At 64.4% G+C, this 22,213-nt stretch carries 21 protein-coding genes and 1 pseudogene; 16 read left to right on the top strand and 6 right to left on the bottom strand.

Annotated features, from left to right (window positions below; genetic code table 11):
* The first annotated feature begins 38 nt into the window (after positions 1-38).
* Entirely contained in the window at positions 39-437 is a 399-nt protein-coding gene (locus ACP16H_RS14450) for a c-type cytochrome (RefSeq protein ID WP_425073002.1), read from the top strand.
* Between the two features lies 1 nt (position 438).
* Here the strand turns inward: ACP16H_RS14450 and ACP16H_RS14445 are convergent, their stop codons facing one another.
* Together ACP16H_RS14445 and ACP16H_RS14440 are read right to left on the bottom strand one after the other, a co-directional pair.
* On the bottom strand, positions 439-1,122 hold the full coding sequence (locus ACP16H_RS14445; RefSeq protein ID WP_425073001.1) for a hypothetical protein: 684 nt from the start codon (positions 1,120-1,122) through the stop codon (positions 439-441).
* A gap of 345 nt (positions 1,123-1,467) precedes the next feature.
* Positions 1,468-2,419: pseudogene (locus tag ACP16H_RS14440) on the bottom strand (IS5 family transposase); the annotation flags it as partial.
* Between the two features lie 179 nt (positions 2,420-2,598).
* Between ACP16H_RS14440 and ACP16H_RS14435 the strand changes: the two are divergent.
* Positions 2,599-4,122: a tripartite tricarboxylate transporter permease gene (locus ACP16H_RS14435; protein ID WP_425073000.1), complete on the top strand. Its 1,524-nt coding sequence runs from the start codon at positions 2,599-2,601 to the stop codon at positions 4,120-4,122.
* Positions 4,123-4,136: 14 nt separating this feature from the next.
* On the opposite strand, the gene ACP16H_RS14430 is transcribed toward ACP16H_RS14435, so the two are convergent.
* Both ACP16H_RS14430 and ACP16H_RS14425 read right to left on the bottom strand, forming a co-directional pair.
* Entirely contained in the window at positions 4,137-5,537 is a 1,401-nt protein-coding gene (locus tag ACP16H_RS14430) for an ATP-binding protein (protein ID WP_425072999.1), read from the bottom strand.
* Positions 5,500-6,171, bottom strand: a complete 672-nt coding sequence (locus ACP16H_RS14425) for a response regulator transcription factor (protein ID WP_425072998.1) — start codon at positions 6,169-6,171, stop codon at positions 5,500-5,502. The genes ACP16H_RS14430 and ACP16H_RS14425 overlap by 38 nt, the downstream gene beginning before the upstream one ends.
* Positions 6,172-6,319: 148 nt before the next feature.
* Between ACP16H_RS14425 and ACP16H_RS14420 the strand changes: the two genes are divergently transcribed.
* The 6 genes from ACP16H_RS14420 (at position 6,320) to ACP16H_RS14395 (ending at position 12,591) form a co-directional block, all read left to right on the top strand.
* A complete protein-coding gene (locus ACP16H_RS14420) occupies positions 6,320-7,396 on the top strand; it encodes a tricarboxylate transporter (protein ID WP_425072997.1) in 1,077 nt (358 codons plus the stop codon).
* Between the two features lie 83 nt (positions 7,397-7,479).
* Positions 7,480-9,510 (top strand): tripartite tricarboxylate transporter permease, encoded by a 2,031-nt coding sequence (locus ACP16H_RS14415; RefSeq protein ID WP_425072996.1) that lies wholly within the window; start codon positions 7,480-7,482, stop codon positions 9,508-9,510.
* 18 nt (positions 9,511-9,528) lie between these two features.
* Positions 9,529-10,617 carry a 4-oxalomesaconate tautomerase gene (locus ACP16H_RS14410; RefSeq protein ID WP_425072995.1) on the top strand — a complete coding sequence of 363 codons (1,089 nt, stop codon included), beginning with the start codon at positions 9,529-9,531 and terminating at the stop codon, positions 10,615-10,617.
* Position 10,618: 1 nt separating this feature from the next.
* The gene (locus tag ACP16H_RS14405) at positions 10,619-11,434 is read left to right on the top strand and encodes a universal stress protein (protein ID WP_425072994.1); all 816 of its coding nucleotides are present in this window, start codon (positions 10,619-10,621) and stop codon (positions 11,432-11,434) included.
* 8 nt (positions 11,435-11,442) lie between these two features.
* Positions 11,443-11,604, top strand: coding sequence for a hypothetical protein (locus ACP16H_RS14400; protein WP_425072993.1), 162 nt, complete (start codon positions 11,443-11,445; stop codon positions 11,602-11,604).
* 12 nt (positions 11,605-11,616) lie between these two features.
* Positions 11,617-12,591 (top strand): D-2-hydroxyacid dehydrogenase family protein, encoded by a 975-nt coding sequence (locus tag ACP16H_RS14395; protein WP_425072992.1) that lies wholly within the window; start codon positions 11,617-11,619, stop codon positions 12,589-12,591.
* Here ACP16H_RS14395 and ACP16H_RS14390 read toward each other — a convergent pair.
* A complete protein-coding gene (locus ACP16H_RS14390; protein WP_425072991.1) occupies positions 12,566-13,621 on the bottom strand; it encodes an AbrB family transcriptional regulator in 1,056 nt (351 codons plus the stop codon). The two genes, ACP16H_RS14395 and ACP16H_RS14390, sit on opposite strands and share 26 nt — an antisense overlap.
* Before the next feature lie 79 nt (positions 13,622-13,700).
* On the opposite strand from ACP16H_RS14390, the gene ACP16H_RS14385 reads away from it, so the two are divergent.
* From ACP16H_RS14385 to tcuB, 3 genes are read left to right on the top strand one after another with little or no spacing between them, the layout of a single operon-like run.
* Positions 13,701-14,381: a GntR family transcriptional regulator gene (locus ACP16H_RS14385; protein WP_425072990.1), complete on the top strand. Its 681-nt coding sequence runs from the start codon at positions 13,701-13,703 to the stop codon at positions 14,379-14,381.
* Positions 14,378-15,775: an FAD-dependent tricarballylate dehydrogenase TcuA gene (tcuA, locus tag ACP16H_RS14380; protein ID WP_425072989.1), complete on the top strand. Its 1,398-nt coding sequence runs from the start codon at positions 14,378-14,380 to the stop codon at positions 15,773-15,775. Before ACP16H_RS14385 ends, tcuA begins: the two co-directional genes overlap by 4 nt.
* Complete coding sequence (gene tcuB / locus ACP16H_RS14375; RefSeq protein ID WP_425073037.1) at positions 15,765-16,820, top strand: tricarballylate utilization 4Fe-4S protein TcuB; 1,056 nt, start codon at positions 15,765-15,767, stop codon at positions 16,818-16,820. Before tcuA ends, tcuB begins: the two co-directional genes overlap by 11 nt.
* Before the next feature lie 21 nt (positions 16,821-16,841).
* On the opposite strand, the gene ACP16H_RS14370 is transcribed toward tcuB, so the two are convergent.
* Entirely contained in the window at positions 16,842-17,774 is a 933-nt protein-coding gene (locus ACP16H_RS14370; protein ID WP_425072988.1) for a LysR family transcriptional regulator, read from the bottom strand.
* Between the two features lie 98 nt (positions 17,775-17,872).
* Here ACP16H_RS14370 and dctP point away from each other — a divergent pair, with 98 nt between their 5' ends.
* From dctP to ACP16H_RS14345, 5 genes are read left to right on the top strand one after another with little or no spacing between them, the layout of a single operon-like run.
* Positions 17,873-18,877, top strand: coding sequence for a TRAP transporter substrate-binding protein DctP (gene dctP / locus ACP16H_RS14365; protein ID WP_425072987.1), 1,005 nt, complete (start codon positions 17,873-17,875; stop codon positions 18,875-18,877).
* Positions 18,878-18,893: 16 nt separating this feature from the next.
* Entirely contained in the window at positions 18,894-19,367 is a 474-nt protein-coding gene (locus tag ACP16H_RS14360; RefSeq protein ID WP_425072986.1) for a TRAP transporter small permease, read from the top strand.
* Positions 19,368-19,371: 4 nt separating this feature from the next.
* A complete protein-coding gene (locus ACP16H_RS14355) occupies positions 19,372-20,655 on the top strand; it encodes a TRAP transporter large permease (protein ID WP_425072985.1) in 1,284 nt (427 codons plus the stop codon).
* Between the two features lie 9 nt (positions 20,656-20,664).
* Entirely contained in the window at positions 20,665-21,015 is a 351-nt protein-coding gene (locus ACP16H_RS14350) for a hypothetical protein (RefSeq protein WP_425072984.1), read from the top strand.
* Positions 21,012-21,995 (top strand): alpha/beta fold hydrolase, encoded by a 984-nt coding sequence (locus tag ACP16H_RS14345; protein WP_425072983.1) that lies wholly within the window; start codon positions 21,012-21,014, stop codon positions 21,993-21,995. The genes ACP16H_RS14350 and ACP16H_RS14345 overlap by 4 nt, the downstream gene beginning before the upstream one ends.
* Positions 21,996-22,213: the final 218 nt, after the last annotated feature.

Here is a 22,213-nt window from a genome sequence, read left to right as displayed (position 1 = left end):
CATGGCAGACTATCCCGTGCGGGGTACAGGAGGTTGAAATGAAACGCTTTCTCGCAGTCTTGTTGGTTCTTGCGACACCGGTGTTTGCTCAGGATGCGGACATTGGTCGGGCGCATTTCGCGACGCATTGCGCCACATGTCACGGCTTGGAAGGGCGCGGTGACGGGCCGATGTCGGGCGTGCTGCTTATCAAGCCCGTTAACCTTACCGAGCTGAGCGCCCAGAACGGCGGGACCTTCCCGCTGGAACGGGTCATCAAACGCATCGACGGGCGCGATCCGCTGGTCTCGCATGGCTCGCCCATGCCGGTTTACGGCGACTACTTCGAAGGCACCTTCGACGTGCCTATGAAGACCCCCGCCGGGCAACCGGTGCTGACGTCACAGCCTGTTGTGGACCTTGTGGCCTACCTGATGGAAATGCAGCGCGTAGAGTAGGTTAGCGGCAGATGCCCTCGGTCTGCACGCCCTGCCAGGGGACGGTCAGACGCGGTTCCGTGATAGCCTCGTCAAGCCGGTCGACAGGCATTTCCGCGCCGATCAGGGCGCGGAGGCGCGCGGTGCGCGGGGCCTCGGGATCGAGCAGGCGGCAACAGACATATTCCTCCACGATGCTGCCCTGCTGCTCGTAGCCGTAGTCCAGAAAACGCGTCGTATTGTCGGGATCGAAGAGGTAGGGATCGGCGCTGCCGATGTGTTCGGTAAGAGCCTTTAACGGATGGTAACCCGTGTGTTTGCGGTGCTGCCACTGCCAGACATGCGTCGCCTCGTGGGCAAAGAGCATGGCGTCGAACAGGTCGATGGTCTCGGGGTAGCCCCGCAGGAAGTCGGGACGGTAAATATCCTTGCGGACCAGTATCTTGTTGAAGAACACCGTGGCGGCGGGGGCGACGGTGACGGTCTGCTCCTCGGTGATCGGCGGCCAGATGCGTTCCTGGCAGGTGGTGCGGGGGCGGACCGGAATCTGGTAGGTGACAGCCCCGGCGAAGTGGCCATCGACGATGCGAACCTTCGAGATATCGACGTCCGGCCCCTGTATGGCCGCAAGATATTGTGCCTCTGACGGAGTCAGCGGACGGCCACAGGCGGCGAGGAACAGCAGCAGGGTTAACAGGACGCGCATGATGGCAGAGTTGTCGCGATTTCGACGCTTGTCCAGCGGGGTTAACGGATCGGACGGCAGGTTAACCCGGGCGCGTTAACACAAATTTAACGTGAGTCCCGGCCGGTTTCAGGGGCCAAACCGGCCGCTTGTTAACCATTAACCCTTGGGGGCGACTCGGGAACATCGCATTTGGCGGCTCGGATTGTCGGGATTGTGCAAGCGGAGGGCTGGGACCCCGTGGAAAGACTGATTTTCGGGATCACGTTTGCGTGATGTCAACGCCAGGAAGCAGTGTGAACGTGGGGGGGCTTTGTCGCACAAATTGGCAAATGACCGAGGTTTCCCTTTCCCCGGACAGACCTGACCCACGGCCTCTGTGACAGGTATGCCGAGCGAGGTGTCGCCGTTCAGCACGGCGATACGGACCTGAAGCTCGGCGACCTGGCGATCAAAGTCTCGCGCCATGAGCCGCTGGCCCAGCAGCTTCACAGAGTGCATCTTTGTCTCGACGCGGCATCAGTGGTGGTATCCGCTCCATCCACTGCCCGGCAGGGCATCGCAACGCGATGGCCCGAGAGGGGTCGCCAGAGCGCCCGGCCGAGGTATTTCGATGCCCGCAGTGCCTCGTTTCGTGCGACGGTACCGGCGGTGACGGTCTTCCACGGCTTGGCATTCTTGTGCGGTGGGATGACTGCGTGGGCACCGCGATCGGCAATCGCGTCGTGACACTTTCGGGTATCGTAGGCGTCGTCTGCGGTGACGCTGCCGATCGCTTCGTCCATTGGTATCTGGCTGAGCAGATCGTGCAGCCCGGGCCATCGCCGACGTGGCTCCCGGTGATCTCGGTGATCTCCCCTCTCGGCAGATTTGCCTGGCAAATCGCCTGCCGGGCAATGGGCGGCGCGGATCTCCAGCGTTTCCTCGTCGATCCCGAGGTGGATCTTGCGCCAGACACGCCGTTTGGGGCCGCCGTGCTTGCGGGCGTTCCACTCACCTTCGCCCTCGACCTTGATGCCGGTGCTGTCCACTGGCCGTCAGGGCATCACGAAGTGATGTCCCGAGAGGCGATCAGCAGATGCAGCGGCCCCCTGGAGCCGCGGTAGGGGATGTTGACGGCCAGGGTCTTCTGGTGGCGGCCACGCCTGCCTGTCGGCGCGGTCTCCCAGCTCATCTCGGGGTCGAACCAACCTCTCGGGACATTCCTCCGGAAATACCCTGCCGGTCAGGGGATCGTCAGCGAGCCCCGGCGCTTGAGCGCTTCATTGCAGGCTGGCCAGTTCCTGGTCCTGTAGGTCGGGGATGTGGGTCTGCTCATGCACCCCAGGTACCGCACTGGACTCATGAGGTGAATCCCCCACGAAATTTGTGCAACAGAGTCCTCTCGGTGTGTTCAAGGAACAAGCGGTTGCTGGCGCATATGCGTTTGTTTTCAATCCTGATCGGGGTTTTCGACCTTGCCTTCGACGATCTGCTGCTGCGCCCGGACGGTGACGTATGATCGAGACCTTGGACCATATCTGGCTGGGCATCCTTGCCGTGCTGAACGGGCCAGAGCTGTTCTCGGTCCTTGGGCTGGCGATCCCTGCAGCACCGATGATGCTGTTGCTTGGTGTCCTGACAGGTATCGCCGTCGGGGCAACCCCCGGTCTGGCCGGGCCGATGGCCATGGCGATCTCGCTGCCAATCCTGATTTCGATCTTCGGGTTCACCCCAGACGCGTTGCTGCCGGTCTTCGGCTTTCTGATCGGCATCATGAAGGGCGCGACCTTGGGCGGGGCCGTGCCTGCGATCCTGTTCAACCTTCCCGGCACGCCGGACGCGATGATGACCACGCTTGACGGGCACCCCATAGCGCAGGCCGGAGAGCCGCACCGCGCGCTGCGCATCGCCCAGATGTCCTCCGTCGCGGGGGATACGTTCTCCGATCTCGTGCTGTTCATCTGCGCCCCGTTTCTGGCCATCATGGTCGAAGAATGGCTCGACCTGCCGGAAAAGACCGCACTGCTGATCCTGTCGATTTCCTGCGTGGCGGCGGTGATGGGCGTCCTGATCGTCGGCGAGATTTTCGTGGCCATCGACAATGAGCGGCGCGGGCTGTCGCAACGCCGTGACCCTGCGATGCAGCGGTCCAACCACGATGGCCTGAAGGCCGGAGATCTGCGCCGCATCCGTCCCTATATCGCACGCGGCGCAGTGATCGGGACGCTCGTCGGGGCTTTGCCGGGGGTTGGCTCTACCCTTGCGGCAACGCTGTCCTATTCGCTGGCCTCCCGCAGACACCGCAAGGTCGCGCCGCCCAGTGACACGCCGTTTGGCAAAGGCGCGCCCGAGGGCATCGCCGCGACCGAGGCCGCCAATTCCGCCATATCCGGCGCAAACCTGATCCCGGTGTTGTCGCTTGGCATTCCCGGCAACGCGGTGGCGGTGTTCCTGATCCCCGCAGCCGACAGCATCGGCGGCTTCAATCCCGGACCGGCCGTGTTCCGGTTTACCTCCGAGACGAACCCGGAACTGGTTGTGGTCTCCGGTATCTTCTTTCTGATGGTGCCGGGGAATTTGGTAAACTGGACACTGGGCGGGTCGTTTATGCGCTCAATGGGTGTCTTGGCGCGGGTGCCGGTCAAGTCCCTTCTGCCAGTTGTGCTGCTGGTGACCTTGACCGCGATCTGCGTGCAGGAAGCGTCGATGTTCGCCCTCTGGACAACTGTGGGTTTCGGCGTGCTGGGCTACCTGTTTCGGCGGCGCGACATACCCGTCATTCGTGATCGCCTATATCCTTGCGGGTCCCATCGAACGATCCGCGCGCGAGGCCTTTGCCGCCTCAGGCGCGTACCCGTCGTTTCTGTTATAGAGTCCGGTTGCCCTGCTGTTCTTTTCTCGTCAGAACACTGCCCATCATCCGGCACCGTGACGCAGTCAAAAAAGCATAGCCGTCACTTGCGGAGCAGACTGCTTGCAGGCCTTCCAGCCAATCCACGCGCTGTCGCCGCGACACGACTTGGCATCTCGGTGATCTGAAGGGACACGGCCCGTCATTTGAAGAGCGGGAAGGTCAAGCGGACCTGAGTTCCCCTGCCAACCGACAACAGCTGCACCGTACCGTTATGTCTGTGCATGACCTGTTGCACGATGGCCAGGCCCAGACCGGTGCCTTCTCCGTTGCGCAACTGCGAAAAACGGCGGAACGCGAGGTCGGCCTGATCCAGTGGAATACCTATTCCATCGTCCTGCACATCCAGCAAGGCGTCCGAACCGTCCGCCAATGTCCGCACGGTGATGCGGGACATGCCATCGCCGCCATGGCGCAGCGCGTTTTCGACAAGGTTCGTCAACGCCTCGCCGAAAAGCACCTTGTCCACATCGATCAACAGCGGTTTTTCACTGGGTTCGAACCCGAATTCCACGTCGCTGGACAGGACGATGGGGGCAAGGCCCATGCAGACGTCCTCGGCCAAGGCGTTGAGATCGGCCCGCGCAGGCGTGATCCTGGCGTCGTAGCGCAGGCGTTCGAGCGACAGCAGCTGATCCGCCAGCCGCGCAGAGGTCCGCGCTGCGGCGATCAGTTCGGATTGCCGCGCCTCTCGTTCGGTCGCGTCGGTCACGTCGGGCAGGGTTTCGGCAATCGCCAGCAGGGCAGCCGCAGGGTTGCGCAGTTGATGCGCCGCGTCAGAAATGAAGGCCTGATGCGCTTCGATATTGTCTTTCACCTGCGCAAACAGCCGGTTCAACGTCGAGACGATACCGGCAACCTCGGTCGGCACGGGGCGGCGAATGCGGCCGAGGTCGTCGGGCGATCTCTGGCGTATCGCTTCCTGCAGGTCGTTGAGCGGGCGCAGACCGATCTGTACCCCGAACCAGATCACCAGTGCCAACGCAGCCATCAGTCCCGCCATCAGCGCAATCGCCCGCAGCGCCAGTTCGCGGGCAAAGGCCTGACGGTCGCTCATCCTTTGCCACACGGTCACCACCGTCTCGCCCGAGAGGTTGCCGATGGTCCGGTCCTCGATCATGCGCAGGACCCGCATTTCTTGGTCCCGATAGTTGGCGATGAAATAGCTCGGCTGGTCGCGCGGGCTGTCCGCCGTGGCGCGCGGAGGATAGGCGTAACCCGTCACGTAGATTCCGCCGGGTCCGGTCACGTGGTAGAAGATCTCGCCGCCGCCCGCATCCGAGACGAACCGGCGGGTGCTGGGGGACAGGGCGTCGCCGCCGGAAATCGCGACATCGCGCGAAATGGCCAGAGCCGCCGCCAGCAAGCTGCGGTCGAACAGGTCTTCGGAGGTGCTTTGCGCGGCGCTGAACCGCCACAGGCCCAGCAGAACCGAGACGACGAGCAACGGCGGCAGGATCACGAGGAACAGCCGCAGCCGCAGCGACATGGACGTGCGTTTCGGTCTACGCACCATCGACTTCCAGCATGTAGCCCAGGCCACGGGCCGTCTTGATGCGGATGCCGAAGGGCTCCAGCCGCTTGCGCAGGCGCGAGACATGGGGCTCGATGGCGCTTTCCTCCGCGTCGGCTCCTACACCGTAGACATGGCTGATCAGCTGAGCCTTGGACACCAGCCGCCCGCGCCGTTCCAGAAGACATTCCAGCGTGGCGATTTCCTTGCGGGGAATGTCCAGCGGCTGTTCGTCATGCAGCAACTGTCGGCCCGTACGATCAAAGACCAGCGGCCCCAGCGCGTCGCGGGCGCTGAATTCAAGGTTCTTGCGCCGGGCCATGGCCCGAAGGCGGGCCTCCAGCTCGTCCATCTCGAAGGGCTTTGTCAGGTAGTCGTCCGCACCGGCATCAAGGCCAGCGACACGTTCGGCCGTTTCCGATCGCGCGGTCAGCAGGATCACCGGCGTCCCGTCGCCGCGCCGACGCAATGCACGCAGCACGTCGATGCCGTCCATCCCCGGCAGGTTGAGGTCGAGCACGACAAGATCCGCACCTTCCCGCGCGAGAAAGGCATTCGCCTCGGCGCCATCGTGCAAAAGATCCACCGAATGGCCACGATCCCGCAACCGAAAGGCGATTCCGCTGGCAAGGGTCTCGTTATCTTCGATGATGGCAATCCGCATGGTTACAACTTTGTCATGTTGCGCAAGTTTCGTGCAAGCTTGGAACGGCATGGTGCAGCCGTTGGAGGAGGGAATCATTCCCTTGAAAGATGAATTCTGACGCGCCGGACCTGCGTTCGGCGCCGCCAAGGTCTACGGGAGGACACCAATGACCATCAAGAGCCTTGCAACCTCTGTTGCAGCAATCACCCTCATGGCAGCCCCGGCGCTGGCCGAAGTCGACTTTTCCGGCAAGACGATCGAATGGGTGATCCCGTTCTCGGAAACCGGCGGGTCGGCCAAATGGGCAAACTTCTTTGCGCCGCTGCTGGCCCAGGAATTGCCGGGCAACCCCACGGTCGTCGTGAAATTCATGCCGGGCGCCGGGTCGACCAAAGGCGCCAACTGGTTCCAGGAGCAGGAACACAAGGACGGCACGCTGCTGTTCGGTTCGTCCGGCTCGACGCAGTTTCCCTACCTGCTGAACGATCCGCGTGTGCGCTACGAATACAACGACTGGATCCCGGTCATGGCGACCGGCACCGGTGGTGTCGCCTATCTGAACCCCGAAGACGGTGCCAAGTTCGACGGTTCGGCCAACGGCCTGAAGGATGTGGACCTGATTTTCGGCTCGCAGGGGGCCACCGGCCTCGACCTCGTGCCGCTTCTGGCATGGAAGATGCTGGGCATGAACGTCGAGCCGGTCTTTGGCATCAAGGGTCGCGGTGACGGCCGCCTGATGTTCGAGCGCGGCGAGGCCACCATCGACTACCAGACCTCGTCCGGTTACCTGTCCGGTGCCGCCGATCTGGTCGCTGCCGGGACCGCCGTGCCGATGATGAGCTGGGGCGCGCTGGACGAGAATGGCGTGATCGTGCGCGACCCGACCTTCCCGGACATGCCGTCCTTCAAGGAAGTCTGCGCGGCCACCGACGGTTGCGAGACCGAGGGCGTCGCCTGGGACGCGTGGAAGGCCTTCTTCATCTCGGGCTATCCGTCGCAGAAAATCGCCTTCCTGCCCAAGGGCACCCCGCAGGACGTGATCGACACCTACGTGGCTGCCTTCGAAGCCGTCCGCGCGCGTCCTGACTTTGCCGAGATCTCGTCGAACGAAGTCGGTCAATACCCGATGTTCGTGGGCGCAGGCGCCGAAAAGGCCACCGATGAGGCGACGACCGTGACGCCCGAGGCCAAGGCCTATGTCATCGACTGGCTCAAAGAGTCGTATGGCGTGACGATCGAGTAATCGACGCGCCCGCGGGTCCCGCCACACCGGCCGGGGCCCGCAGCCTCTCTCCCTTCTGAAAATTCAACCGAAAGAACGGTGCGATGGATCTCTTCGCGACCGCCCTGCCGGCGCTTGCCGATGCATGGGCTCTGATTTTGCAACCTGTCGTCCTTGGATATCTTGTCCTTGGCGTGGTCATGGGCCTTGCTGTCGGCGTGTTCCCCGGCCTCGGTGGTATCGCCGGGCTTTCGCTTTTGCTGCCCTTCATGTTCGGCATGGAGCCCGTCCTGGGCCTCGCGCTGATGATCGGGATGGTGGCCGTGGTGCCCACCTCGGACACGTTCTCATCGGTGCTGATGGGCATTCCCGGATCCTCTGCCTCTCAGGCGACGGTGCTGGACGGCTTTCCGCTGGCGCGAAAGGGGCAGGCGGCGCGGGCCTTGTCCGCGGCCTTTACCGCGTCGCTGTTCGGCGGTCTCGTCGGCGCAATGTTCCTGACCCTGTTCATCGTGGTCGCGCGCCCGCTGGTGCTGGCCTTCGGTCTGCCGGAAATGCTGATGATCTCGATCCTCGGCCTGTCCATGGTGGCGGTCCTTGCGGGGCGGGTCGCGCTCAAGGGACTGGCGGCGGCGGGGCTTGGCATGCTGATCGGCACCATCGGCGTAGCGGACGCGGGCGGCTCGCTGCGCATGGCGAGTTATGACTTCCCGTACCTGACGGACGGTCTGCAACTGGTGATCGTGGGCCTCGGCATCTTTGCCGTGCCCGAGATCGTGTCCCTCCTGCGGCAGGACCGCTCCATCGCCAAGGATGCCGCGCTCGGCGCGGGCTGGATGGACGGCGTGCGCGACTGGGTCGACAACAAATGGCTGTCGGTGCGCTGCTCGCTGATCGGCGTTCTGGTGGGGGTGATCCCCGGCCTCGGCGGCTCGGTCGTGGACTGGATCGCCTATGGCCATGCGGTTCAGACCACCAAGGACAAATCGAACTTCGGCAAGGGCGAAATCCGCGGCGTGATCGGGCCGGAAAGCTCCAACAACGCCAAGGAAGGCGGTGGCCTCGTGCCGACGCTGCTGTTCGGGATCCCCGGCTCCGGCTCGATGGCGATCTTCATCGGGGCGATTGCCCTGCTGGGATCGGGTGACATCGAGGTTGGCCCGGCCATGCTGCGAGACAACCTGGACATCACCTATTCGATCGTCTGGCTGCTGGCCTTGGCCAATGTGGTCGGCACGCTCCTGTGCATCGGCGTCTCGGGCGGCATCGCGAAGCTGACAACCATCCGCTTCACCTACCTTGCGCCGTTCCTGTTCATGCTGATCGCTTTTGCCGCGTTCCAGTCGGGCCAGAACTTCGAGGACATTCTTGCGCTGTTTGCCATCGGCCTGATCGGCATCTTCCTGCGCCGCTTCGACTGGTCGCGCCCGGCCTTCCTGATCGGCTTCGTCCTGTCGAACCCGGTCGAGAAGTTCTCGAACCAGGCGTACCAGATCGCGTCCTTCCGCTTCCGCAAGTCGTTCGAAGACGGGATCGACTACATCTTTTCGCCCATCGTGATCGTGCTGCTGATCGTCACCGTGGTGTCGGTCGTGCTGGGGCTGCGGCAGGCGAAGACGATCATGGCCGAGGGCGAGGTCCAGTCCGGGTCCAAGCGCGCGCCGATCGTGTTCCTGCTGGTGATCCTGACCTATGTCGTCATCGCCCTGCTGAACGCCAACGCAATCCCCGACTACAACATGACCGACAAGTTCGTGCCGCTGGTCATCGGTGGGGTCACGCTGGCTGCGCTGCTGATCCTGCTGGTGCAGATGATCCTGCGGCCCGAGGGCGACACGATCTTTGCCGACAAGGAAATGGCGGGCGAGGACGCCGATGCGCCCTACGGGCTTTGGGGCACGCTGGCGTGGTTCGCCGGACTGATCGCCGCCACCTGGGTCCTCGGGTTCATCCTCGCGCTGGCCGGGTTCCTCGTGACCTTCCTGCGGGTGCGGGCACAGGCGCCGTGGCCCAAGACGCTGATCCTGACCGCCTGCGGCCTGGCGCTGATGTGCGTGATGGCCGGTGCGCTGAACCGCGATTTCCCGCCGGGGCTGCTGCAACACGCCGTCGATCTGCCCTGGCCGCTGAAATAATCCAACAGAGTGAATGACATGACACAGACAGGCATTCCCTATGTCTTCATGCGCGGGGGCACCTCGCGGGGGCCGTATTTCAACCGCGCCGACCTGCCCGAGGACCGCGAGACGCTGGCCGAGGTGCTGATGGCCGCCGTTGGCGCAGGCCACGCGATCAACATCGACGGGATCGGCGGCGGCGTCGCGGTGACCACCAAGGTCGCGATGCTGTCGCGGTCCGACGATGACTGGGCCGACGTGGACTACTTCTTTGCGCAGGTCTCGGTCGAGGATCGGCTGGTCGATTTCAAACCGACCTGCGGCAACATCCTGTCTGGCGTCGGTCCTGCCGCGATCGAGATGGGCCTCGTCACGCCACAGGGCGACGAGACCGAGATCAGGATCCGCGCCGTCAACACCGGCGCGCGGGTCTTGGCGCGGGTTCAGACGCCGGGCGGCGTCCTGCACTACACGGGTGACACGGAAATCGCCGGGGTGCCGGGGCGGGCCGCGCCCATCGCGCTGAACTTCATGGGGGTTGTCGGGTCCTCGACCGGGGCCTTCCTGCCCACCGGCAACCTGCGCGACAGGTTCGACGGGATCGAGGTGACCTGCATGGACGTTGCCATGCCGATGGTCATCGCCCGCGCCGCGGATTTCGGCCTGACCGGCTACGAGACGGTCGAGGAACTGGACGCGAACCGCGATTTCTTTGCCCGGATGGAGGCGGTGCGCCTGCAGGCAGGCACGGCGATGGGCATGGGCGATGTCACGCAATCCGTGACGCCCAAGTTCGGCCTGCTCGCCCCGGCGCGCGACGGCGGGACGATCTGCACCCGCTACTTCATGCCCTGGACGACACATCCGTCGATGGCGGTGACAGGGTCGCAATGCCTTGCTTCCTGCGCGCTGACGCCCGGCACCGTGGCCGATGGTCTGCTGGACCGTCCCACCCAAAGCCCTGCCAACGTGGTGCTGGAACATGCCTCGGGCACCATCGAGGTTCTGGTCGATTTCGAGATGAACAACCATTTCACCCTGAATTCCGCCGGGCTGCTGCGCACCGCGCGCAAGCTGGCGGACGGGCACATCTACGTGCCCGCCTCCATCTGGAAGGGGCGCTGACATGCCGATGATGAACCTGCTCGTGGCCTTCAACGGGTCCGAGGGCTCTGTCGCGGCGCTGCGTTATGCGGCGGCGCTGGCAGACAGGCTGGGTGCCCATGTCACCGCGATATTGGCGCATACCACGCATGAGGTGATCGACAAGCGCTCGCGCTGGATCCCCAAGGAGGCACGCGCGCTGCTGGAGGCGGCCAACAGCGAAATCCTGCGCGAGATCGAAGACAGGTTCGAGACCGAGCGTGCCGCGCTCGGGCTGACCGGCGCGCTGCACCTCAAAGAGGTCACGGGCCGAGTCGATACCGTCCTGTCCGAGGCCGCGCGGCACTACGACATGCTGATCGTCGGCAACCATGCCGACACCGATGACGAGCATGTCACCCTGCACCCGGACCGCATCGCGCTGATGTCCGGGCGGCCGGTGGTGGTCGTGCCCGCAGGCTATGACGGCGGTGGCGCTTTGACCCATTCGGCCCTTGCATGGGATGGCGGTCGGGCGGCGGCGCGGGCCTTGTCCGACAGCCTGCGCCTGATCGAGGAAGCCGGGCGCGTCAGCGTCCTGACGGTCGGGCCGCGCACCGGCTGGCCGATCGAGGACCTGATGACTCACCTGTCGCGGCACGGCGTCGAGGCAGTGCATGAGGAATGGCCCACCTCGCATCCCGTCGCAGCGACCCTGCTGGCATGGTGCCGCAAGCACCGGCCCTCGCTGTTGGTGCTGGGCGCCTACGAGCATTCCAAGTTCCGCGAGGACCTGCTGGGCGGTGTCACCTCCGAGGTGCTGGCCCAGATCGACATCCCCGTGCTGCTGTCACATTGAGGACTTACATGACCGATTTCGAAAAACTGGCCCGGTTGCGGCGCGACCTTGAAGAGATGCGTCAGGATCTGTCGCAGCGGATCGCCGATGGCGACGCCGGACAAGGCGACTTGATGATCTTGCACGACCGGGTCAGCAGGGCCATCAAGGCGCTGTCTCCACAAGGCTGAAAGGCGCTCGGGATGAAGGTCCATATCCTCGACGACTGGTTCGACACACTGCGTGGCCTGCCCTGCTTTGGCCTGCTCGACGGCCATGACGTCACGGTCTGGACCGATCACGAGGCCGATGAGGTGGCGCTGGCCGCCCGTCTGCACGATGCCGAATGCGTCGTGCTGTTCCGCGAACGCACCCGCGTCACCCGCAGCTTGCTCGAACAGTTGCCCAACCTGCGGCTGATCTCGCAGCGTGGGGTCTGGCCGCATGTGGATGTGGAGGCCTGCACCGATCATGGCGTGCTGCTGAGTTCCAATACCGGCGCTGACGGGGCGAACTATGCCGCCGCCGAGCTGACCTTTGCGCTGATCCTGTCGGCCATGCGGCAGTTGCCGCAGCAGATGGCCAGTGCCAAGGCGGGTCAGTGGCAGATGGGCGTGGGGCGGACGCTGCGCGGCCGGACGCTGGGGCTGTATGGTTATGGGCGGATCGGGCGCGTTGTGGCCGACTATGCCCGCGCCTTCGGTATGGACGTGGTCTGGTGGGCGTCGGAGACGGGGCGCGCGCGCGCATCCTGGGCAGGCGAGCAGGTGGCGGAAAGCCGGGCGGCCTTCTTCGCGCAAAGCGACGTGGTCTCGCTGCATCTGCGCCTGACCCCGGAGACGCGCGGCATCGTCACGGCGGATGACCTTGCGCAGATGGCACCGCGCGCGGTCTTGGTGAACACCTCGCGGGCCGGGCTGATCGCGCCGGGGGCCCTGCTGGATGGACTGAATGCGGGCCGCCCCGGCATGGCCGCCATCGACGTCTTTGACATCGAGCCGTTGACCGACCCGAACGACCCGCTGCTGTCCCATCCGAAACTGATCGCCACGCCGCACATCGGCTTTGTCACCGAGGATGAGTTCGACAAGCAATTCGCCGACATTTTCGAGCAGGTGAACGCCTACGCGGAAGGCGCGCCGGTCCACATGGTCAACCCCGCCGTCTACGGGCAATGACCGCCGCCAATACCGGCGCGCCTACGATCACGATCACGATACGCGTCAGGTGGTGGGTGATGACAAAGCCAAGGTCAGCCCCGGTGACGATGGCCAGCACCGTCATTTCCGCTTGACCGCCCGGCGCAAAGGCGAGGAATGCGGCGACCGGCTCCCCCAGCCCCATGTCCGTGACGATACCGGCAAAGACCGCCGCCAGCACGGCCAGCACCATGACATAGGCGATGCCCGCCGCGACCACGCGGGTCAGCTCACCCCATGTGACGCCCAGGAACTGGACCCCGATCCCGCAGCCGATGAAGAACTGCGCGGCAAGGATCGCCTCGGCCGGGGGGCGGGCGTGGATCACGTCGGTCAGCGACAGGATCGCGGTGACGATCATCGGCCCAAGGATCGACGCCCCGAAAAGCTTGATCCGCTCGCCGCCCTTCCAGCCGATCCATGCGGCGGCGACCATAATCAGCAGCTCGTGAATTGGCAGATCGGCGGCGGGCGCACCGATCGGATTGCTCAGGCCCACGTCGTAGAAATGGCTCAGGACGAAGGGGGCCAGCGTCACGATGATCAGCACCCGCGTGGCATGAACCAGTGACAGCACCCGCGGATTGGCCCCGGCCTCGGTCCCAAAGATCACCATGTCCTGCAGGCCGCCCGGCATCGCTGCGTAATAGGCTGTTGGCGCGTCGAACCCCCACAGCTTGCGAAAGAACGGCACGCCCACCAGCGCGATCACCGCGATGAAGAGCGGGATCAGCGCGACCGAGACCGCCATGCGCGGCAGTTCGGAGATGACCTCGGGCGTGATCGACGCGCCCACGGCGACGCCAAGCACGGTACGGGCTGCGACGGAGACCTGGCCAAAGCCCTTGAGCGGCAGTTGCCCGAGCGCCCCGGCAAGGCAAAAGGCCATCGGGCCGAACAGGAACGGCAGTGGCAGCTCCAGCAGCCAGAACAGCGCGGTTCCCAGCGCGGCGAGGACAAAGGTCAGTGCGCGCCGGGGCAGCGCCTGATCGAAGAAATGTTTGCGCAAACCGGCCTCCCGAGTCTCTTGACGTCCCTATGGATACGCTTGTATCCACCTGCATACAAGACTCGTTTGGAGGCCGAACATGACAGAGGACGACAGCACCTCGCAGGGCAACGCCGCCTATGCGCGCCTGCTGACCGAACTGCGCGAAGGGCGTCTGAACCCCGGTGACCGGCTGCGCGAGACCGAACTGGCCGACCGGCTGGGGGTGTCCCGCACCCCTGTGCGCGAGGCGATCCGCCAGCTTGAGGCCGACGGAATCGTCACCCATGTCCCCCGGCAGGGCGCCACGATCCGCACGCTGGACTATGCCGAGGTGATGGAACTCTATGAAATGCGCGCCGTGCTCGAAGGCACCGCCGCACGGCTGGCCGCACGGGCCGCCTCGGACATCGAGATCGAGGAACTTGTCGACATGAACCGGCAGATGGCGGCGCTTGGCAACGCGCCGGAGGCGTTCATCCTGAACCGCCAGTTCCATGCAGCGCTTCTGGATGCCGCCAAGAACCGTTTCCTCGCCCGGTCGATCCATGCCCTGCAAAAGGCGCTGATGATCCTCGGGCCGACCACACTGACCGAACCGGACCGCGCCGAAAAGGCGGTCGAGGAACATTTCGGCGTGCTCGACGCGATCAAGGCGCGGGATGGTGCCTTGGCCGAAGCGGCGATGCGCGCCCATATCGAAGCCGCGCAGCGGGTGCGGGTGCGCGCCCTGCGCGCCTTGCCCCATCGCTCCCCCGGATATGACGGAGACCTGCTGTGACCCAGTCCGAAACCCCCGATATCGTCGTGATCGGCGGCGGCAATGCCGCGCTGTGTGCCGCGATCACCGCCGCCGAGGCCGGCGCGCGGGTGCTGATCCTCGAAGCGGCGCCCAAGCCCTATCGGGGCGGTAATTCGCGCCACACGCGCAACTTTCGCTGCATGCATCACGGTCCGCTCGGGCCGTTGACGGACAGCTACACCGAAGAGGAATACCTTGCCGACCTGCTCAAGGTGACCGGCGGCAAGACGCATGAGGGTTTGGCCAGGCTGGCGATCCGCAGCTCCGAGGCATGCCTGCCGTGGATGGAGCAGCATGGCGTGCGCTTTCAGCCCTCGCTGTCGGGCACCCTGTCGCTGGCGCGGACCAACGCGTTTTTCCTCGGCGGCGGCAAAGGGTTGGTGAACGCTTATTACCGCACCGCCGAACGCCTTGGTGTGCGGGTGGCCTACGAGGCCTCGGTGACGCATCTGGAACTGAACGATGACCGCATCGACTTCATCGATTACACGCAGAACGGGGAAACCCACCGGGTCGCGCCGAAATCGGTCGTTGTCGCCTCGGGTGGCTTTCAGGCGGACACCGATTGGCTCGCCCGGGCGTGGGGACCTGCGGCAAAGAACTTCTTGATCCGGGGCACGCCTTACAATCGGGGTGTCGTGCTGGCCGATCTGCTGGATCAGGGCGTCGAGCAGGTGGGCGACCCGACGCAATGTCACGCGGTTGCCATCGACGGCCGCGCGCCGAAATTCGACGGCGGCATCGTCACGCGGCTGGACTGCGTGCCGTTTTCCATCGTGGTCAACAAACAAGCGGAACGCTTCTATGACGAGGGCGAGGATGTCTGGCCCAAACGTTACGCGATCTGGGGGCGGTTGGTCGCCGCGCAGCCGGATCAGGTGGGCTATGTCATCATCGATGCCAAGTCGCTGAACCTGTTCATGCCGTCGGTCTTTCCGCCGATCAAGGCCGACACGTTGGAAGAACTGGCCGAGAAGATGGACCTGCCCGCCGAGGCGCTGGTGCAGACCGTGGCCGAGTTCAACGCCGCCTGCGGCGATACCTCCGGGTTCCACCCGACCGAACTGGACGGCGTGGCCACCACCGGCCTGACCCCGCCCAAGACCAACTGGGCGCGGCCAATCACGGAACCGCCGTTTTACGGCTACTCGCTCCGCACCGGGGTTACCTTCACCTATCTGGGGCTGAAGGTCGACGAGCGGGCGCAATGCGCCATCGGCAACCGCCCTGTCAGCAACCTGTGGGCGGCGGGCGAAACCATGGCCGGGTCGATCCTTGGCCAAGGCTATCTGGCCGGGTTCGGGATGACCATCGGCACCGTTTTCGGACGCATCGCAGGCAAGGAGGCCGCAGCCCATGCAAATGCAAACTGACCTGTTGCAAGAGGCCCGCCGTCAGGCCGAGATCTGCAATGCCTGCCGCTATTGCGAGGGCTATTGCTCCGTTTTCCCGGCGCTTCATGCCGAACGCGCCTTCAGCGACGGCGACCTGACGCAGCTGGCGAACCTCTGTCACAATTGCCGGGGCTGCTATTATGCCTGCCAGTATACCGCGCCGCACGAATTCGATCTGAACCTGCCGCAGGCGCTGGCCAATGTCCGGCAGGACAGTTGGGAGGATCTCGCCTTTCCGCGCGCGGCGGGCAAGGCGTTCCAGAAGAATGGCATGCTGATTGCCGTTGCTACCGTCATCGGCTTTGCCCTGCTGTTCTGGGCGGCACGGATGCTGGGGGCGCAGGGCGCCGAGGGCTTTTACGCGGTCCTGTCGCACAACGCGATGGTGGCGATCTTCCTGCCCGCCTTCCTGTTTCCACTGGTCAGCATCGGGATCAGCCTGCGCCGCTACTGGCAGCGGGTCGACGCGGGGCCGTTCCGGGGTGCGCATCTGGTCAAGGCCATCAAACAGGCCGCCAACATGCGCAACCTCAAGGGCGGGCATGGCGACGGCTGTAATTTCGAGGACGAGGACCGGTTCAGCCACGCCCGCCGGATGGCGCATCAGGCGGTGATGTACGGCTTCTTGCTGTGCTTTGCCTCGACCAGCGTCGCCACGGTGATGCATTACGCGTTGGACATGCCCGCGCCCTATGGCCTGTTTTCCTTGCCGAAACTGCTGGGCCTGTCGGGCGGGCTGCTGCTGGTTCTGGGCTGCGTGGAGATGATCCGGCTCAAGCTTCGGGCCGACCGGGCGCTTGGCGCGCAGGGGGCTTTCGGGGGCGAAGTCGCCTTTGTCGGGCTGCTGGGTTTTGTCGGCCTCAGCGGGCTGGCGCTGTATGGGCTGGGTCAGACGGCAGCCATGCCCCTGTTGCTGGCGGTGCATCTGGGGGCCGTGCTGGCGTTCTTCCTGCTGACACCCTTCACCAAGATGGCGCATGGCTTCTACCGGCTTGCCGCGCTGGTCGTCGACGCCCAAAGGTAAAGGCTGGCGGTGGCCGACCTGTCAGGTTGGCCACGCGCCGGATTCATGAAGGTCCAGGGCGAGCCTTTCGACCTCGGCCAGTACGCGGGTCAGGGCAGGGTCACCCAGCATGCGGCGGTGGTGGCTCAGCCCGACCGTCCGCAGGTAACGCGGTTCCAATGGGACAGAAACGACCTGCCCGCTGACCAACTCCCCCGCAAAGGCGCTTTGCGCGAACACCCCGAAACCGGCCCCCGAACTGACCAGCTTGACCAGTTGGTGGCCGGCGTCGATCTCGTAGAGGATGTTCAGCTTGAGCCCCAAGGCCTCGACCTGCCGTTCGAGGTTCGAGCGCAGAGTGTGCCGGCCAGAAGTGACGATCAGCGGCAGCGTCGGAATGCGGCTGACCGGAAAGGGATCGGGCATGTCCCGCATCTTGTCCGCCGCGCCGATCAGCCTCATTTCCTCTTGCATCAGCGGGCGCGAGACAACGGTTTCCGTGTCGCGGGCGTTGAACGTCACGGCAATGTCCAGTTCCCCGGCCTCGACCCAGTCGGCGAGATAACCCGACATCGACTCGACGATCCGCAGCTTGACCTTTGGAAAGGCAGTGGACAATCGGTGCAGCAGCGGCTGGGTCATCACCACAGAGACAGAGGGCGGCAGCCCGATGGAAACGTCACCGGACGGCTCAAAGCCGATCTGGCACAGTTCGGCCTGAAGATTGCCGAGAATGCCGAACAGCTCGTAGACTCCGGGGAGCAGGTGACGGCCCGCCCGGGTGAGTGTCACGCCGCGCGGCAAACGCTCGAACAGGGGTTGGCCGATATCCGCCTCAAGCCGCCGGATCGACGCCGACAGCGCCGGTTGCGCCACGCCAAGCCGCTCTGCGGCGGCGGTGATTGACCCCTCTTCGGCGACGGTCATGAAGGCCTTCAGCCGGACAAGATCGAACTGGTGAACGAGTTGTGCCATGATCCATATAAACTTTCATATGGCACCAGAGGCAATCCATATGAGATTCTTTTGCCAAGTCAGGCTAAAAAGATCCGGCAGTTTTCTGGGAGGAATACATGAAACATCTGGCATTCATCGCGACCACGGCCGCAAGCGCCCTGTGCGCGGGCGCGGTTCTTGCCGCCGACTACACCATCTCGGTCACGCTCGACACCAGCCCGCAGCACGTGCGCAACGTCTGGCTCAAGGATTTCGCCGAGGCGATCGAGGAAAAGTCCGAGGGCAAGCTGGAGCTTGAGATCTTCGAGGCGGCGGCAAAGTACAAGGACAGCGAGGCGGCGGCGGCTGTGGCGCAGGGGGCCATCGACATGGCGATCCCGCAATACCAGTTGATCTCGCGCTTTGTTCCCGAGGCCGATTTCGAGCAGTTGCCAATGTTCTACGGCCTCGACCGGGACCAGATTTATGCCGTCGTCGATGGCGAGGTCGGTGACGAACTGCATGGCAAGATCGAGGACAAGCTGCGCGTCAAGGTGCTGGGCCGTCCCATCGACCTTGGCTTTGGGACCGTGTTTTCCACCGATGTCGAGTTGAAGACCCCCACCGACCTGACCGGGCTGAAGGTGCGCGTTCCCGGCGGCCCCGCGACGGTTCAGCGCTACGAGAACATGGATGCGGTTCCGGTCCAGATTTCCTGGCCCGACGTGCCGCAGGCGTTGCAGACCGGCACGATCTCGTCGCTCTGGTCGACGCAGGAATCCGTCGCCTCGGCCAAGCTTTGGGATGCGGGCGTGAAATACGCGATGGAGGACCGTCAGGCCATCGTGCAATACGTGCCGCTGATCAACCAGCGTGCTCTGGACAAGCTGCCTGAGGATCTGCGCGCCGTGCTGGTCGACACCTGGGACGAGATGGTCGACGCGCAGCGCGACTTTGCCGCCGAGCGTCAGCAAAAGGCCCGCGAGCTGAATGCCGAGAATGGCATCGTGACGTCCGATCCGAACGCAGAAGCGCTGGCCGCGATGCGGCAAAAACTGATGGCCGTTCAGCCCGCGCTGGTCGAGGAACTGGGGATCGACCCGGCCTTCATCGACCGGATCGCCGCCGTGACCGGCGAGTGACCGGGCGGACCTGACGATGAAGTCCCTCCTTGTCGGGCTGGAGACCGGGGCAACCGGTCTCCTCGCCCTTGCGGCTGCCCTGCTGACGGTCAGCGAATCCGTGTTGCGCTATGTCGCCCCCATGCGACTACCCGACTGGGGCGCCGAAGTCACCGTGTACCTTGTCGGCTGGGCCGTGATGCTCAGTGCCAGTCGCCTGATCCGCGAAAGGATGCATGTCAGCGTCGAGATGCTGGCCGAACGCCTTCCGGAACGCACCCAGACCGCGCTTCGGCTGTTCACCTGCCTGTTCGGTCTGGTGATTGCGGGATGCATCGCCTGGGCCGGTTGGCTGATGGTCGATTTCGCGATCATGCTGGGCGAGCGGTCGGACAGTTCCATCCGCTTTCCGATGTGGGCCTATTACGCCGCCATTCCCGTGGGCTTCGCCCTGTCGGCGGCGACCTATCTGTGGCAGGCGGTCCTGATCGCCACCGGGCGGGAGGCATGACGCGATGCTTCTGACCGTTGTCCTGATCCTGTTTTTCCTGCTGCTGCTGATCGGCGTGCCGATCTACCTCGTGCTGTCCGGCTTGGCCGTGATGGTCTGGTTTGCCGAGGGCGACCCGCTGGTCTCACTGGGGCAGCAATACGCCAACCATCTGAACTCCTATACGCTTGTCGCCGTACCCCTGTTCGTGATTGCCGCGACCTTCATGCAGCGGGGCGGCGTGGCCCGAGCGCTGATCGACATGGCGTCGGCCTGGGTCGGACGGACGCGGGGCGCGCTGGGGATCGTGTGCATCCTCGCCACCGCCCTTTTTGCCGCGATCTCGGGATCGTCCGTTGCCACGGCGCTGGCCATCGGCGCCGTGCTGATCCCGGCGATGAAACAGCGCGGCTACCCGATCACCTTTGCCACCGGCACCATCGGGGCTGGGGGCACGCTGGGCATCCTGATCCCGCCCTCGCTGGCCATGCTGATCTACGGCATCATCGTGGACGAATCCGTGCCGCGCCTGTTCCTGGCCGGTGTGATCCCCGGCCTGATCCAGGCGGGTCTGTTGATGGCCTATGTCCGGTTCTATGCCGTGCGCTACGACCTGCCGGTCGAGGACCCGATGGACCGTCAGCAGTTCATCCGCGCCAACCTGCACGCGCTGCCCGCGCTTCTGGTGCCGATCATCATCCTGGGCGGCATCTACTCGGGCCTCGTGACCATTTCCGAGGCGGCAGGCTTGTCCGCCGTGGTCGCGATGATCGTTTCGTTGACCTTCTACCGCGAGATCCGCCTGCGCGACGTGCTACCCATCCTTGCCGACGGCGTGCGGCAGACGGGTGTCATCATCTTCATCGTGCTGGCCGCGCTGACCTTTGCCCATTGGCTGACCGGTGCGGGCGTGACCCGGGCGCTTGTCGACTTCATCGAACGCATGGACCTGACCGCGCTGCAATTCCTGATCGCAGCCAACATAATCATGTTCATCCTTGGCATGTTCCTCGAGGTGATCTCGGTCATTCTGATCTTCGTGCCGCTGGTCGTGCCGGTTCTGCTGAAGCTGGAGATCGACCCGATCCATTTTGGCGTGATCCTTGTCGTCAACATGGAAATCGCGCTGCTGACGCCGCCGGTGGGGCTCAACCTCTTCGTTCTGAAATCCGTCGCCGACACCGGCATCGACAAGGTGATCCGGGGGGTGACCCCCTACATCGGACTGATGCTCGTGCTGCTGGTCTTCATCACTCTGGTTCCCGCCGTGTCCACCTGGCTGCCAGACCTCGTCTTCGGCGCAAGATAGGAAATCCTCATGCCCATTGCCCAGATCATCGTCGCGCCGCTTGTGGCCCGGACCATCGCGGAAGAGGCCGACCGGCTGTCCGCCGATATGAAGACAGCCCTTGTCAACGGGCTCTCGACCGATCCGCGCCTCGTGCAGGTCACGATCACCGCCGCCCTGTGTCCACCCGAGGGATGCGCAACGCTGTGTCTTGTCCAACACCGCGCCTCCGAGGCGCGCACCGCACAGATCCGCGAGGCGACCGCACGCCACCTGCACGACATCCTGCATGCAGCCACGGGGAACACGGTGCGGGTGCGTCTGATCGCAACCGACCCTGCGCATATCGCCGCCTGTGACAGCCCGGAGGCCCTGTCGTGACCTGTACCGCGATTTCACTGCGTGACATCCGTTCCTTCCATGTCGGCGGTGCGACGGTCGAACTGACCGGCCAACCCCGGCAGGACGTTCGGGTGTCCCCCGACGCGGCCCCGCGCACCGTGGACCTGAACGGCCACTACGTCAGCGGGCAGCTTTATGCCCAGCATTTCATGCTGGACCAGCCCCGTAGCGACCTGCCGATCCTGTTCTGGCATGGCGGCGCGATGACCGGTGTGACCTGGGAAACCACCCCCGACGACCGGCCCGGCTGGTCGCAGGTCTTTCTGCGCCATGGCCATGATGTCGTCGTGTCAGACGCGGTCGAACGTGGACGTGCCTCGTGGTCGCCCTATCCGCAGATCTACGACAGCCCACCGCTGTTCCGGACGGCCGAAGATGCCTGGTACCTGTTCCGCATGGGCGCGGCGGAGGATTTTGCCCAGCGTCGCCCCTTTGGCGGGCAACGCTTCCCGATCGCGCGGTTCGATCAGTTGTGCGCGCAGTTCGTGCCACGTTGGACCACGAACGCTCGGGCCACTATTGCCGCCTACATGAAACTGGTTGGACGGTTCGACAGGGTCATCATCGTTGCCCATTCGCAGGGTGGCTGGTTTGCACAGTCCCTTGCGGCGCGCCTGCCAGACCAAATCGCTGCGGTTATCCTGCTGGAACCCGCGGGCGCACCAAACCTGACCCCGAACGAACAGGCCTTGGCGGCTCAGGTTCCCCACCTTTATGTCTGGGGGGACAATTGCGACAGCCACAAGGCCTGGGCCCCGTACAAGGCAGACGCGACGGCCCATTCCGAAAGGCTTCGCTCCTTTGGCGGCAGCGTCGAGACGCTTGATCTGCCAAGACAAGGGATTTTCGGCAATTCGCACATGCCCATGATGGACGACAATTCAGATGAGATCGCGTCCCTGGTCGTGGCTTGGTTGGCACGTCAACGGATTGCGAATAAAGACCGCGCTCGCATCTGAAGCAGGCAAGCGGCCATGACCGCCCTGCGGCGCTTCTGCCCGAAGCGCCAGGGGACGAAATTCACCAGCAAGGCGATCCGGAAATGTGCCCTTTGCTCGGTTCCGATGGAACCATCGTGACATGCGATGGCATCCACCAATACCGGTTTTGAAACGCAGACCAGGCGCAATGGCGGTCTTTCCCGGCTCTGTCACGTTTGGACCACGAGGAGAATGAT

The sequence above is a fragment of the Sagittula sp. S175 genome (assembly GCF_049800975.1).
Taxonomy (GTDB): Bacteria; Pseudomonadota; Alphaproteobacteria; order Rhodobacterales; family Rhodobacteraceae; genus Sagittula.
This window is presented reverse-complemented; position numbering and strand designations above follow the sequence as displayed.

Coding starts and splice junctions, on each gene's coding strand:
- ACP16H_RS14450 (WP_425073002.1), top strand. CDS start 39: ATGAAACGCTTTCTCGCAGTCTTGTTGGTTCTTGCGACACCGGTGTTT.
- ACP16H_RS14445 (WP_425073001.1), bottom strand. CDS start 1,122: ATGCGCGTCCTGTTAACCCTGCTGCTGTTCCTCGCCGCCTGTGGCCGT.
- ACP16H_RS14435 (WP_425073000.1), top strand. CDS start 2,599: ATGATCGAGACCTTGGACCATATCTGGCTGGGCATCCTTGCCGTGCTG.
- ACP16H_RS14425 (WP_425072998.1), bottom strand. CDS start 6,171: ATGCGGATTGCCATCATCGAAGATAACGAGACCCTTGCCAGCGGAATC.
- ACP16H_RS14420 (WP_425072997.1), top strand. CDS start 6,320: ATGACCATCAAGAGCCTTGCAACCTCTGTTGCAGCAATCACCCTCATG.
- ACP16H_RS14415 (WP_425072996.1), top strand. CDS start 7,480: ATGGATCTCTTCGCGACCGCCCTGCCGGCGCTTGCCGATGCATGGGCT.
- ACP16H_RS14410 (WP_425072995.1), top strand. CDS start 9,529: ATGACACAGACAGGCATTCCCTATGTCTTCATGCGCGGGGGCACCTCG.
- ACP16H_RS14405 (WP_425072994.1), top strand. CDS start 10,619: ATGCCGATGATGAACCTGCTCGTGGCCTTCAACGGGTCCGAGGGCTCT.
- ACP16H_RS14400 (WP_425072993.1), top strand. CDS start 11,443: ATGACCGATTTCGAAAAACTGGCCCGGTTGCGGCGCGACCTTGAAGAG.
- ACP16H_RS14395 (WP_425072992.1), top strand. CDS start 11,617: ATGAAGGTCCATATCCTCGACGACTGGTTCGACACACTGCGTGGCCTG.
- ACP16H_RS14385 (WP_425072990.1), top strand. CDS start 13,701: ATGACAGAGGACGACAGCACCTCGCAGGGCAACGCCGCCTATGCGCGC.
- tcuB (WP_425073037.1), top strand. CDS start 15,765: ATGCAAACTGACCTGTTGCAAGAGGCCCGCCGTCAGGCCGAGATCTGC.
- ACP16H_RS14370 (WP_425072988.1), bottom strand. CDS start 17,774: ATGGCACAACTCGTTCACCAGTTCGATCTTGTCCGGCTGAAGGCCTTC.
- dctP (WP_425072987.1), top strand. CDS start 17,873: ATGAAACATCTGGCATTCATCGCGACCACGGCCGCAAGCGCCCTGTGC.
- ACP16H_RS14360 (WP_425072986.1), top strand. CDS start 18,894: ATGAAGTCCCTCCTTGTCGGGCTGGAGACCGGGGCAACCGGTCTCCTC.
- ACP16H_RS14355 (WP_425072985.1), top strand. CDS start 19,372: ATGCTTCTGACCGTTGTCCTGATCCTGTTTTTCCTGCTGCTGCTGATC.
- ACP16H_RS14350 (WP_425072984.1), top strand. CDS start 20,665: ATGCCCATTGCCCAGATCATCGTCGCGCCGCTTGTGGCCCGGACCATC.